Raw genomic sequence first — 12941 nt, 5'->3', positions numbered from 1 at the left:
TTGTGGGGAGGGGCGGGAAGGGGGGGGGGATCCCACCTGTGTTTTTGTGGGGGGGGGGGGGGGGGGGGAAGGGGGGGGGGGGGGGGACCCCCCCCCCCCCCCCCACCCCCCTTCCGGACCAAGGGCATCTCTCCTCCGACCACGCATATGATCGAAAGCCGGACCTGTGTAACCGGACGAGTGACCTGGACTGCAAATCATGACGACGCCACAGATGCGCAAGGACGCCGCCCGCAACTGGGACCGTATCGTCGCCGTCGCCCGCGACCTCGTCGACCAGGGCGCCGCATTGCAGCTCAATGACGTCGCACGCCGGGCGGGTGTCGGGGTTGCCACGGTCTACCGGCACTTCGCCACCCCCGAAGCGCTGCTGGAGACCGTCGCCACCCCCTGCCTGGAATCCCTTGCCACACACGGCAAACAGGCACTCGCCGACACCGACCCCTGGCATGCGCTGGAGGGCTTCCTCTCCCACATCGTCGAAGCACAGGTCATCGACGCCGCCCTGCCCCCGGTCGCCGCTTCGGCCACGGACACCCTGCCGCGCACCACGGAACTCAAGAGGTCGCTGGCGTCGACCGGCACCGAACTCCTCGACCGGGCCCGCAATGCCGGAGCGGTCCGCTCCGACCTCACCGCCGCCGACCTCGTCCCGCTCATGTGCGGCATCGCTCACGCTGTGAACGTCCACGGAGGCACCCCCGCTTCCCGTGTCGACACCGCACACCGCTACCTCGCCACACTGCTCGAAGGCATGCGCGCCAGCGGCGAAGTCGACTGACACAGAACGGCACAGCCCCATGCCGCCGACCGGGCCATCCGGGTTCGCCCCCACAACTGCACGGCGATGCACACCGCGATCGCCTTCCCCCTGAGATCCCCGACGGCTACGAGCCCGAAGTCATCTTCTGCCTGGACGAGTTCGGCCCGCTCAACGCCCAGCCCCACCCCAGACGGCAGGGAGGCGGAGCGCGGCGGAGAACATGCTCGCCTTGAGGCCTTGCGGAACTGAGACCTGACGCATTCGCCCTCACAGCGGCCCACCCGGCGTCTCCATCACCTGGTCAACCATCCGAGCCGAACCACTAGCCCACCCGGGTCCTCTGGGCCACCCGGACGCGATCTCGGCGGTGCGTCCCGCGGCCGCCGTCCGTTCGATCGGCCATGTTGCTGAAACGTCGAACCGATAGATCGGTCCCGGCAGGACGCGAAGGAGGCCCGCGGTGGGTGAGCTCTACATCGACGGTGAGTGGACACAGGCTGCGGCCGGTGCGCGGCGGGAGGTGGTCAACCCCTACGACGCCTCCGTCGTCACCACTGTCGACGAGGCCGACGCCACCGACGTGGACCGCGCCGTGCACGCTGCCCGGCGTGCCTTCGACGCCGGGGACTGGGCGAACGCCCCCACACGTGACCGGGCCGACCTCCTGCTGCGCGTCCGCGATCTGCTGCTGCGTGACAAGGAGGAGATCGCCCGCACCGAGACACTCGACACCGGCAAGACGCTCACCGAGGGCCGGATCGATGTGGAGGACGTGGCGAACGCCTTCCGCTACTTCGCCGAACTCGCGGGCAAGGACGGCGGCAGGGTCGTGGACGTGGGCCCGGACGTCCTGAGCCGTGTCGTCTATCAGCCGGTCGGGGTGTGCGCGCTCATCGCGCCCTGGAACTACCCGCTGCTCCAGGCCTCCTGGAAGGTGGCCCCGGCCCTGGTCGCCGGCAACACCTTCGTCCTCAAACCGAGCGAGATCACACCGCTCACCACGATCGCCATGGTCCGGCTCATCGAGGAGGCCGGCGCACCACCCGGCGTCGCCAACCTGGTGCTCGGATCCGGTGCCACCGTCGGCGCCGCGCTCACCAGCCACCCCGAGGTCGACCTGGTGTCCTTCACCGGCGGCCTGTCCACCGGACGGTCCATCATGGCCAGCGCCGCCCAGGGGCCGAGGAACATCGCACTGGAGCTGGGCGGCAAGAACCCCAACATCGTGTTCGCGGACGCCGACTTCGACGCCGCCGTGGACTACGCCCTGGACGCCGCCTTCCTGCACTCCGGGCAGGTCTGCTCGGCCGGTTCGCGTCTGCTGGTCGAGGACTCGCTGCACGACCGCTTCGTCGAGGCGTACGCCGACCGCGCGCGGGCGATCCGGCTCGGCAACGGACTCGAAGAGGGCACCGAAAGCGGTCCGCTCAGCTCCGCCGCGCACCGCGAGAAGGTCGAGAGCTACATCGCCCTCGGCCGGGAGGAGGGCGCTCGACTCGTCACCGGCGGCACCCGCCCCGACGACCCCGCCCTGAGCCGCGGCTTCTTCCTGCTGCCGACGATCTTCGCCGACTGCGACCGGTCCATGCGCATCGTCCAGGAAGAGGTCTTCGGCCCGGTGGTCACCGTAGAGCGCTTCCGCACCGAGGACGAGGCGGTCGAACTGGCCAACGGCACCCGCTACGGCCTGGCCGGTGGCGTATGGACCTCCGACGCGAGCCGCGCCCAGCGGGTCGCACAGCGGCTACGGCACGGCACCGTGTGGATCAATGACTTCCACCCCTACCTGCCGCAGGCCGAGTGGGGCGGCTTCGGCCGCTCCGGCGTCGGACGTGAACTGGGCCCCACCGGGCTTCGCGAGTACCAGGAGGCCAAGCACATCTACCAGAACCTCGCCCCCGCTCGCTCCGGCTGGTTCAAGGGCTGACCTTCGGGCCACTCAGCGCCCGTCCACAGCGCGCCGACCACCACCGACCAGCCGGGCGCCCCGTTGCGCAACGGCCGACGAAGAAGGGCACCGCATGGCCCCCACAATCGCGTACGGCGCCGAGTCCGCCTACGACTACGTCATCGTCGGCGGTGGCACCGCCGGCTGTGTGCTCGCCGCCCGCCTGAGCGAGGACCCCGACTGCCGCGTCTGCGTCATCGAGGGCGGCCCGAGCGACGTCGGCGACGAACGCATTCTGCGCCTGCGTAACTGGATCAACCTGCTCGGCTCGGAGTTCGACTACGGCTACACGACCGTCGAGCAGCCGCGCGGCAACTCCCACATCCTGCACTCACGTGCCCGCGTGCTGGGCGGCTGCTCCTCCCACAACACGCTGATCAGCTTCCTGCCGCTGCCCCAGGACCTCGACGACTGGGTGAGCCGGGGCTGCGCCGGCTGGGACCCGGCGACGATCCTGCCGTACCGTGACCGGCTGCTGACCGAGATCGTCCCCGTGGCCGAGGCCGACCGCAATCCCATCGCCAAGGACTTCGTCACCGCGGCCGCCCGCGCCCTCGGCGTCCCCGTCGTCGACGACTTCAACGCCGAACCCTTCGCCGACGGCGCCGGATTCTTCTCGCTGGCCTACCAACCGGAGGGCAACCTACGCTCCTCCGCCTCCGTGGCCTACCTCCACCCCGTCCTGGACCGGCCCAACCTCACGCTCCTGCTGGAGACCTGGGCCCACCAACTTCTCACCGACGAGTCGGGACGGCTGACCCGCGTCGCCGTCCGCGGCGCCGACGGCGAGCCCGCCACCGTACGCGCCGAGCGTGAACTCCTGCTGTGCGCAGGTGCCATCGACACCCCGCGCCTGCTGATGCTGTCCGGTATCGGCCCGGCCGACGACCTGCGCGGCCTGGGCATCGACGTACGGGCCGACGTGCCCGGCGTAGGCGAGAACCTGCTGGACCATCCCGAGTCGGTGATCATCTGGGAGACCGCCGGCCCACTGCCGCCCAACTCCGCCATGGACTCCGACGCCGGGCTGTTCCTGCGCCGCGACAAGGACCAGCCTCGCCCCGCCCTGATGTTCCACTTCTACCAAGTGCCGTTCACGGCCAACACCGAGCGCCTGGGATACCCCGTCCCGCAGCACGGAGTGTGCATGACGCCGAACGTGCCGCGTGCCCGCTCCACCGGCCGCATGTGGCTGCGGAGCGCCGACCCTGGCGAGCATCCCGCCCTGGACTTCCGGTACTTCACCGACCCGGAGGGACATGACGAGCGGACCATCGTGGACGGACTGAAGATCGCCCGCGAGGTCGCCGCCACCGACCCGCTGCGCGACTGGCTCGTCCGCGAGGTCGCGCCCGGCCCGGACGTCGTCTCCGACGCCGACCTGTCGGAGTACGGCCGCCGTGCGGCACACACCGTCTACCACCCGGCAGGCACCTGCCGCATGGGCGCCCCGGACGACCCAATGGCCGTCTGCGACCCGGAGTTGCGCCTGCGCGGCGTCGAGGGCGTACGGATCGTCGACGCGTCGGTGTTCCCGACGATGCCCACCATCAACCCCATGGTGACCGTCCTGCTCGCCGCCGAACGCGCCGCCGACCTGATCACCGCGGGACAGGGGGCGCGGCGATGACCGGTACCCAACCCCCCGCACCCGCGTCCGGCGTCCCGACCGGGGAGCCCGGCTCGGAGTTCCGCAAGGACATGGGCCCCTGGGCCAACTTCGCCCTCGGCTTCACCTATCTCTCCCCGGTGGTGGGCACCTACACCCTCTTCGGCATCGCGATCGTCGACGGCGGACCGCCGATGATCTGGGCGTTCTTGATCGCCGGCTGCGGTCAGTTCCTCGTCGCGCTGATCTTCGGCGAGATCGTCGCCCAGTACCCGATCGCAGGCGGTGTCTACCCCTGGGCCAGGCGCCTTTGGGGGAAGCGCTGGGCGTGGATGACCGGCTGGGTGTACATGTGGGCGCTGCTGGTGACCATCACCTCCGTCGCCTACGGCGCCGGCCCTTACATCGCCATCCTCTTCGGCTTCAGAGCCACCGTGCACACCACCGTGCTGTGCACCGCCGTGCTCATCGTCGTCGCCATCCTCATCAACTACATGGGCACCAAGGCACTGTCGGTGGCGGCCCTCATCGGTTTCACCGGCGAGCTCATCGGCGCCCTCGTCGTCGGCGTCTACCTGCTGGCCACCCACCGTCACCACGGCCTCGGCGTCATCTTCGACACCTACGGCGTGGAGCAAGACGGCTCCTACCTCCCTGCGTTCCTGGCAGCCGCCATCATCGGCCTCTACCAGTACTACGGCTTCGAGGCGTGCGGCGACACCGCAGAGGAGGTCGCCCACCCCGGCCGGGTCATCCCCCGCGCGATGCGCCGCACCATCTACATCGGCGGCGCCGCGGCCACGTTCACCTGCATGTCGCTGCTGCTGTCGGTCACGGACTTCAACGCGATCATCTCCGGCGAGCAGGCCGACCCGGTGGTGGACGTGCTGTACGACGCCATGGGCGAGACCGGGGCCCGACTGGTGATGGCCGTGGTCCTGATCTCCTTCCTGTCCTGCACCATCAGCCTTCAGGCCGCCGCCGGGCGACTCATCTACTCCTACGCCCGTGACGAGATGATCGTCGGGCACCAGCTTCTACGGCGCTTCTCCCACGCTCGCGCGGTCCCCGGCTATGCGCTGTTCGTGTCCGCGGCGGTGCCGCTGCTCATCGCCTTCGCCTCACTGCTCTCCGAAGACGCCCTCACCAACATCGTGTCGTTCGCGATCCTCGGTATCTACGGCTCGTTCCAGATGGTTGTCCTGGCCGCGCTGCGCGCCCGGCTCAAGGGCTGGCGCCCGGCCGGGGAGTTCACCCTGGGCCGGTGGGGCCTGGCGGTGAACGTCGCGGCGCTGGTCTACGGCATCCTCGCCATCATCAACATCTCCTGGGCCCGCACTCCGGAGAAGTCCTGGTGGGAGAACTGGATCGTCCTGCTGTGCGGCGCGGTCGTCGTGGGCTCCGGCCTGCTCTACATGTTCACCACCCATCACTACGGCCGCGGGGGCGCCCCCGCCGGTGACGCCGTACCGGAGAAGCGAGGTCTCGCCGCCGACTGACTGTGGCCAGAGCAGGAATGACGCAAGCACGAGCATCGATTCCGGAACGCCAAGTCCATACCGAGCAATGACTACGAGCAGTAGGGATCGGTCACACGGCACTTCCGTCAGCCTGCGGGTCGCCGGTTCAACCCGATGGTTCGGCCGTGGCGGCGAGCAGGGCGGTGTCGTCGTCGACCCGGTCCGGGGTGTTCAGCAGCTCCAGGGCCCGTTCGGTGATCTGCTGGGGGTCGGTGCGGGCGGCGGCGGGCAGCGCGCCGCAGGTCTGGCACAGGGCCGCCAGGCGGTCGCCCAGGGACAGCACTCGGTTTTCCAGCAGGCCGTCGGTGTACAGCAGCAGGCTGGTGCCGGGCGGGAACGCCACCTCGCGGTCGACCGGGGTGCTGCCCAGTCCCAGCGGCAGCGCCGGGGGCAGCTCCAGATAGGCGGTGTCGGTGGCTATCAGCAGGGGCGGCAGGTGCCCGCTGGCGGCGTAGCGCAGGCGGTGGCGGTGTGGGTCGTAGACGGCGTACAGGCAGGTTGCGAAGCGTTCGGTGGCGATCGACTGCAGGTAGGCGTCCAGCCTGGCCAGCACCTGGGCCGGACCGGCGCCCTCCATCGCGAGGCTGTGCAGGGCGGAGCGGAGCTGGCCCATCACGATGGCGGCGTCGACGTCGTGGCCCATGACGTCGCCGATGGCCAGCCCCACGGCACCGTCGGGCAGTGCGAGCACGTCGTACCAGTCGCCGCCGACCTCGGCGCCGCGGTTGCTGGCCTGGTAGTGGGTGGCCAGGCGAACCCCGGGAACCTCGGGCAGGCCGTGGGGCAGCAGAGCGCGCTGCAAGGTCAGGGCTAGGCGGCGCTCGTTGTGGTACCTGGTGGCGTTGTCGTAGGCCAGGGCCAGGCGGTGGGCGAGGTTCTCCAGATACTTGCGTTCGACCGCGGAGTAGTCGGCGCGCCGGACCAGTACCAGGGCCCCCAGTGTCTGGTCATGGGCGTGCAGCGGCAGCGCCAGCACGGCGGCGGGCGGCGGGTGCGGGCCGGCTGTTGCCGGCGCGGTGCCGTTGATCGCGTGGTTGGCGGCGGTGGCCAGGGCCTCGCGGGCAAGAAGAGGGGTGCCGGCGATGTATGCCGGGGGTGACTGCGCCGGGGCGGGTTTCGCGGCGGTGAGGTGGATGCTGATCTGGTCGGCGAAGTCGGGCAGCAAGATCTGGCCGGCGGTCTGCAGTATCTGGTCCGGGTCGAGGGTGGCGGCCAGCCGCAGGCCCGCCTCGGCCAGGGAGCCCAGCACGGCCAACTGGTGGCGGGTCTCGGTCAGGACCTGTTCGCGCAGCCGGGAGAGCTCCAACCCGGTGCGGACGCGCGCCAGCAGCTGCCGCGCGGAGAAGGGTTTGGCCAGGTAGTCGTCGGCGCCGGCCTGCCGGCCCTGCACGGATTCCTCCTCCCCGGCGCGGGCGGTGAGCAAGACGATGGGCAGGCGGGCGGTGCGCGAGTCGGCGCGCAGCGCCCGGACCAGCTCGAAGCCGTCCATGCCGGGCATCATCACGTCGCTGAGCACCAGCTCCACCGGCTGCGTCAGGGCCATCTCCAGGGCGGCCCGGCCGTCGGCGGCGAGCAGCACGTCGTAGTCGGGCTGCAGGAGCTGGGTGAGGTAGGCCCGCATGTCGGCGTTGTCGTCGACGACCAGCAGGCGGGCCCGGTGGGGGCGGTCGGTTTCGTGCGGGCCGGGGCCGCGGGGGGCATCGTGGGCCGCGCGGGCGTGCGGCGTGCCTGCTGCGGCGGGGGCGTGCGGCGTGCCTGCTGCGGGGGTGGCTGCGGCGGGGGCGTGCGGCGTGCCTGCTGCGGCGGGGACGGGGTCGGCCGCCAGCCAGCCCAGCGCCTCGTCCACATAGGCCGCAGCGCCGCCGGACCGGCCGCTTTCGCCTTCTCTGGGGGTTTCCCCGGGGGCTCCGTCGCCGGCCACGGGCGGGGCCGGGCGATGTCGCTGGGCGGTGGCGAAGGGGAGGTCCACGGTGACGCTGGTGCCCTGGCCGAGTCGGCTGTCCACGCCGACGGTGCCGCCGTGGGCTTCCACCAGGTCCTTCACAAGGACCAGGCCGAGGCCGCTGCCCTCGTGGGAGCGGGAGCGGGCGCCTCGGACCCGGTAGAAGCGTTCGAACAGGCGCGGCAGCTCGTCTGCGGGGATGCCGGTGCCGGTGTCGGTCACGGTCAGCCGGGCTCGGTCGCCGACCGCGGCCACCTGTACCCGGGCGCCGCCGGTGAAGGTGAACTTCAGGGCGTTGCTGAGCAGGTTGAGGATGATCTTCTCCCACATCTCCCGGTCCACGGACACCGGCCGGGGCAGCGGCGGGCAGTCCACCTTCAGCGTCAGCCCGGCCGCCTCGAAGGCGGAGCGGAACACCCCGGCCAGCTCGGCCGTGGCAACGGCGAGGTCGACCGGCTCGAGGGCAGGGCGTATCTGCCCGGCATCGGCCCTGGCGACCTCCAGGAGGGTGTTGACCTGCTTCAGCAGGCGCAGGGCGCCACGCTCGGCCAGCTCCAGTTGCTCGCGCCGCTCGGGTCGGTCCTCGTCGGCCAGAACCTGCTGGAGCGGACCCAGGAGCAGGGTGAGCGGGGTGCGCAGTTCATGGCTGACGTTGGCGAAGAAGGTGGTCTTGGCCCGGTCCAGCTCGGCCAGCGCCTCCGCCCGCCGGCGCTGCTCATCGTGAGCGAGTGCAGCCGTCAGTGCCCCGGCCACGGCGGCGGCGAGCACCTCCAAGAAGTCGCGGTAGGCCCCGGCCGGTGGGAAGCAGGGGTTGATGCCCACGGCCAGGACCCCTCCCACCTGGCCCGCGAAGTCCAGCGGCAGAGCCAGCGCCTCCTCGACCGGGAGCCGGGCGGCCGCGGCGTGCTGCCCGGTGGTGTTGCCGCCGGTGAGCGCGGTGGCCGGCAGCGTGGCCGGGGCACCGTCGGCGACCACCTGCGCCAGCCGGTCCGCGATCTCCGACGCGTCTGCCGCGCTCTGCGAGGCGGCCTCGTGCACCGGCTGGAGCCCGGTGGAGGCCGCAAGCCGCAGCTTCCCCGGCTCGGAGGCGAGGTACAGGCCCAGGAACGGGATCTCCTCGGGATAGGAACCCAGCACCTCCGCGACGACGCGGGCGACCTCGTCCGGGGTGGGCAGCCCGGCCGTGCGGGCTCCGGTCTCGCTCAGCAGACGCAACCGGCGCTCGCCCAGTACCCGGCCGGTGGTCTCGGTGATGATCTGCAGCACGCCGCCGGCGGTGCCGTCGTCCAGCAGCACGGGCTGGAAGGAGGAGTCGAAGTAGCACTGTTCCGGAAAGCCGTGGCGCTCCATGATGAGCGGCTCATCGGGGATCAGCAGGGACTTGCGGGTATCGATCACATAGTGGAAGTGGGAGCTCACGGGGTGGGCCCAGACTTCGGGGAACACGTCCTTGTAGGGCTTGCCGAGCGCCCAGGGGTGTTTGGCGCCGACTATGGGTGAGGAGCCCAGGTTGTACAGGGTGGCGAATTCGGAGCCCCAGTACAGAGCCATGCCGTGCTCAGAGGTGAGCATGAGGCGCATGCTGTCCACCAGGGGCCCCGGCCAGGTCTCAGGGGGCCCGAGCGGCGTCGCCGCCCACTCGATCCCAGCCAGAAGCTCGCCGAACGCGCCGGCCTCGGCGAACATCCGGGCCGCCGCGGTGCGCGGGTCATCGGGCCGGGTCATCGAGAAATGTTCCTCCTGGCGCCTATGTGATTCGCCCGCGCCCTCCCAAGGCTGCCGACGGCCACTCGCTGCGGATCCTCCGGGCAGATCAGACGCCGGATCCGACGGTTCTGGCTGCGCTCTCGCCAGAATTGCACAGTTAAAATAACAAAAACTGTGATTTGCAAAGAAGTGTACGCTTGCAGCCGCACGCCGGCGGCGACGATCGTCGACTCGCCCCCTGCGAGCGGCCATCCCCGCTCAGCGTGGCGGCCGGGACGGCGGGAAGAAGAAGGTGGCGGGCCGCAAAGGGCAGGCCGTGGAGTTGGTGTGGGCCGTCGGCGGATACGCCGACTCGTCAACTGGACCCACTCCCGGGTCCGACTCGCACTCACCATCGTCAAACGCAACGATGATGCGACGGGGTTCGGCGTCCTGCCTCGCCGCCTCACCTGCGAAGCCACCCCGACCTGGCGCGACCCGATCTCGTGGGACCAAACACCGTCCGCGGGACGAAACAACGAAGAAGACGACCTCTGGCGACGGCGCGGTCTTCGGCCGCCTCGATCTGGAGGCACTCAACTCGCGCGGCGGGCGGGCCGCTGCATGTGCACCGCTCTCGGCTGCAGCGCACTGTGACCACAGCGCACGCCAGTTGGAGAGAATGTGCCCGGCCAAGCGACCCAACTGGGGTCTGTCCTGGCGATCATGAGCAGAGCCAGATGACGAGTGCTGCGGCGGTGACGGTGCCGAGGCAGACGTAGGCGCGTTTGTCGCATCTGGTCGCGACCGCGCGGAACTGTTTCAGCTTGTTGATCGCCCGCTCGACAGTGTTGCGCTTGGCGTACCGCTCCTGTCGAAGCCGGGTGGCCGGCCACCGGTGCTCCCGCGCCGCAGACGGCCGGCCGCTGGGTCGGCTTTCTCCGGGATGACGTGCCGGATCCCGTGTCCACGCAGGTAGGCGCGGGTGCGACGGTTGCTGTAGCCCTTGTCGGCGCTGACGCTGTCGGGTGTCGTGCGAGGCCGGCCGGTGGCCAGGCGGGGCACCCGGATCCGTTCCATGACAGCCTCGAACTGGGTGCGGTCGGCCCGCTGACCGGGCGTCAGGACGAGCGAGAGCCCTTCGCCCTTGAACAGCAGCACCGGCGCCGCGCAGTGTCCCCCAGTGCAGGGGAAGCCGCCCGCAGGTGCGCCTTTCGCCCTTGAACAGCAGGCCCGCAGCCTGCCCGCAGCCGCGCGATGCCCGCAACCCCGGGCCCAGTGTCGCCCGCAGGAGCGCGCGCACCACCGACAGATGCGTCACAAGTGCGCGTTTTACGCGTTCGGGTCCCAGTCTGCGAGCTGCTCCATCGGCTCGGTGTCGCCGGTGGTCTCCAGGCCGTCGAGCGGGACGCGCTCGTAGAAGTAGAGGACCAGTTCGCTCGCTGCGCCTCGCATCGCCATGTCGCCCGGTTCCGCGTCGGCGGCGAGGTCGTCGCAGCGGACGCCATCGGCGTTGAGGGTCAGGCGCCAGGAGCGGCCCTCGGTCGTGTGCAGGTCGATGGTTGCCGGCTTGAACGGCCAGGGGACGGTCGTCGCCGAGACGGTCGTCAGGAACTCGTCGACGCCCTCGACCGCGACGTCCGTCGGCAGCGGCTGTGCGGCGCCCTGGGTGAGCTGGGCGTCGTAGGTGTGGACGGCGATCTCCTGGATCTGGTGCCGGGCCACGGCTCCGCTGGTCTCCGGGGCCTGCGAGCGGCCCCACCAGGTCCAGCAGCCGCGGTCCGGGCCGGCCTCGCGCATCGCGTCGAGCATGAGCTCGGTCGACTCGGCGAGCCAGACGTCCAGGGCTTCGCGGTCGCGGGGCGCGGTCGGGGCGCCCTTCGGGTCCGTCCTCGCCGGGGGCTCAACGCCCGGGCCCGCAGCGACGATGGCGGCCTGGCGGCGCCGGCCGTCACCGAGGTGCTGCGCCAGTTCGCGCAGCGTCCAGTCCGGGCACGTCGGGACCTGGACGTCAAGGTCGGGGGCGGACGCGATCGCAGCGCGGAACGCGGCCGAGCGGTCTTCGATCAGCCGCAGGACCTCGGGGAACTCCAAGATGTTTTGCACGGCGGTTGTGTATCACGGCGCTCCGGCCGCCGGGTAGCGAATTTGTCGGACGAACGCGTCGACGGCCGGGCGGAGCGCCGGCGCCGAAGCCGTCCTGAAAATCCGCGCACTGCTCGCCAACGGCGACTTCGACCGCTACTGGACCTACCGCCTGGGCCAAGAGCACCAGCGCAACCACCAGGCCCGCTACCAACTCGCTGCTTGACCTACGAAGTCACTCCCAGCAATCCGCACCCCAACCGCCCAGTCTGATTCGCCGCTCGTCGCGTTGACGACGAGGCGGGGCTAGACCTCAGCCACGACTGATTCGACGCGCTCGGGATCCCGCAGGTCGAGATCGTGCCACACGGTCCCCGGGATGCTCCCGGGCCTGGTCGCATAGGTCCCGGCCGTCGCGTGACCGGCCGCTGCCGCCTGGCGCACCAGTTCAGTGCCCAGGAACCCACTACCGCCGATGATCAGAGCAGTTATGGCGCGACACAGTAGAGGATGCTCGGGTCGCTCCCACTTGCTCGCGAGGACCTATTCCGCTGCCTGACCGCGGGCGGGGACAAGTTGTTCGACCTCAACGACGCGTCGCCGTGTGCGGACGGGCGGGTGAGGGCGCCGGTGGCCCTGACGCTGGTGGCCGAGCACCGGCGCGGACACGGCGCCATGTACGACGCTCGGCGGGGTGAGAGTTCTGATTGCCCTGCCAAAGCCCACATCCGGTGAGCGTTCGTCACCCCTCATGCCCCGACCTCTGGCCGTGTCCGGGACGATCGCTCCGGATAGGGCATGATGCCTGCTCAGCACGACTTTTCCAGGGGGGAACATGCGACTCGGCCGGACCATCGCCGCAATAGCAATCACCGCGCTCTCGCTCACTGCCTGCTCCGGCAACGACAGCAGCAACGCCAAAGCCGGCAGCGCACCCAGCGCCGATTCCAGCCCAGCCGAGGAAGCCGTCGGCCTCCCTGCGGAGCCCGACAGCGCGCAACGGGCTGCGCTCCTTGTCGGGCTCAAGGCCATCGAGCTGATGCTCGTCACCGACGAGGACGAGACCATCGACAAAGCCCGCGACCAATGCGCGACCATCACCGACGGCGGCGCCGACGCCGACGCCGCTGCGAAGAGGCGGTTCTCCACCGCGGAGCTGGAGGTGACCGACGACCAGGCGAAAGCCATCAACAGGGTGCTGAAGGCGGCCCTCTGCCCTGGATTCTGACTACCGGGACGTCCTGTATGACGATCAAGGAAGCGTCTGGCTCTCTGGCCGTGCCCCGTGTCCCGGAAGACCGCCCCTTCGCCTACGAGCGGATCGCCGCCTTCCACGAACTCGGCATGAAGTGGGACCCCCTCGCGCCGCACCCAACATGTGCCGGTTC

At 70.6% G+C, this 12941-nt stretch carries 8 protein-coding genes and 2 pseudogenes; 6 read left to right on the top strand and 4 right to left on the bottom strand.

From position 1 onward, the window contains the following. The first annotated feature begins 199 nt into the window (after positions 1 to 199). The 4 genes from ACZ69Q_RS35465 (at position 200) to ACZ69Q_RS35450 (ending at position 5819) form a co-directional block, all read left to right on the top strand. A complete protein-coding gene (locus tag ACZ69Q_RS35465; protein WP_471050159.1) occupies positions 200 to 781 on the top strand; it encodes a TetR/AcrR family transcriptional regulator in 582 nt (193 codons plus the stop codon). 442 nt (positions 782 to 1223) lie between these two features. After that, entirely contained in the window at positions 1224 to 2690 is a 1467-nt protein-coding gene (locus ACZ69Q_RS35460) for an aldehyde dehydrogenase family protein (RefSeq protein WP_471050156.1), read from the top strand. A gap of 94 nt (positions 2691 to 2784) precedes the next feature. Continuing rightward, positions 2785 to 4341 (top strand): GMC family oxidoreductase, encoded by a 1557-nt coding sequence (locus ACZ69Q_RS35455; protein WP_471050153.1) that lies wholly within the window; start codon positions 2785 to 2787, stop codon positions 4339 to 4341. Continuing rightward, complete coding sequence (locus ACZ69Q_RS35450; RefSeq protein ID WP_471050151.1) at positions 4338 to 5819, top strand: APC family permease; 1482 nt, start codon at positions 4338 to 4340, stop codon at positions 5817 to 5819. The genes ACZ69Q_RS35455 and ACZ69Q_RS35450 overlap by 4 nt, the downstream gene beginning before the upstream one ends. Before the next feature lie 127 nt (positions 5820 to 5946). Here the strand turns inward: ACZ69Q_RS35450 and ACZ69Q_RS35445 are convergent, their stop codons facing one another. The 4 genes and pseudogenes from ACZ69Q_RS35445 to ACZ69Q_RS35430 all read right to left on the bottom strand — a co-directional run bounded on the left by ACZ69Q_RS35445 (position 5947) and on the right by ACZ69Q_RS35430 (position 12030). Next, a complete protein-coding gene (locus ACZ69Q_RS35445; protein ID WP_471050149.1) occupies positions 5947 to 9507 on the bottom strand; it encodes a SpoIIE family protein phosphatase in 3561 nt (1186 codons plus the stop codon). Between the two features lie 685 nt (positions 9508 to 10192). Then, positions 10193 to 10680 (bottom strand): annotated as a pseudogene (locus tag ACZ69Q_RS35440) (transposase); the annotation flags it as partial. 120 nt (positions 10681 to 10800) lie between these two features. Further along, positions 10801 to 11574 (bottom strand): maleylpyruvate isomerase family mycothiol-dependent enzyme, encoded by a 774-nt coding sequence (locus ACZ69Q_RS35435; protein ID WP_471050146.1) that lies wholly within the window; start codon positions 11572 to 11574, stop codon positions 10801 to 10803. Between the two features lie 285 nt (positions 11575 to 11859). Next, on the bottom strand, positions 11860 to 12030 hold the full coding sequence (locus tag ACZ69Q_RS35430; RefSeq protein WP_471050298.1) for an NAD-dependent epimerase/dehydratase family protein: 171 nt from the start codon (positions 12028 to 12030) through the stop codon (positions 11860 to 11862). Between the two features lie 33 nt (positions 12031 to 12063). Between ACZ69Q_RS35430 and ACZ69Q_RS35425 the strand changes: the two are divergent. Together ACZ69Q_RS35425 and ACZ69Q_RS35420 are read left to right on the top strand one after the other, a co-directional pair. After that, a pseudogene (locus ACZ69Q_RS35425) lies at positions 12064 to 12267 on the top strand (NF041680 family putative transposase); the annotation flags it as partial. 121 nt (positions 12268 to 12388) lie between these two features. Next, a complete protein-coding gene (locus tag ACZ69Q_RS35420; RefSeq protein ID WP_471050144.1) occupies positions 12389 to 12781 on the top strand; it encodes a hypothetical protein in 393 nt (130 codons plus the stop codon). Positions 12782 to 12941: the final 160 nt, after the last annotated feature.

The sequence above is a fragment of the Streptomyces sp. NPDC036764 genome (genome assembly GCF_055609385.1).
This window is presented reverse-complemented; position numbering and strand designations above follow the sequence as displayed.

Excerpts from the sequence above, each read along its gene's own strand:
- ACZ69Q_RS35420 (WP_471050144.1), top strand. The coding sequence starts at position 12,389 with ATGCGACTCGGCCGGACCATCGCCGCAATAGCAATCACCGCGCTCTCG.
- ACZ69Q_RS35455 (WP_471050153.1), top strand. The coding sequence starts at position 2,785 with ATGGCCCCCACAATCGCGTACGGCGCCGAGTCCGCCTACGACTACGTC.
- ACZ69Q_RS35450 (WP_471050151.1), top strand. The coding sequence starts at position 4,338 with ATGACCGGTACCCAACCCCCCGCACCCGCGTCCGGCGTCCCGACCGGG.
- ACZ69Q_RS35445 (WP_471050149.1), bottom strand. The coding sequence starts at position 9,507 with ATGACCCGGCCCGATGACCCGCGCACCGCGGCGGCCCGGATGTTCGCC.
- ACZ69Q_RS35465 (WP_471050159.1), top strand. The coding sequence starts at position 200 with ATGACGACGCCACAGATGCGCAAGGACGCCGCCCGCAACTGGGACCGT.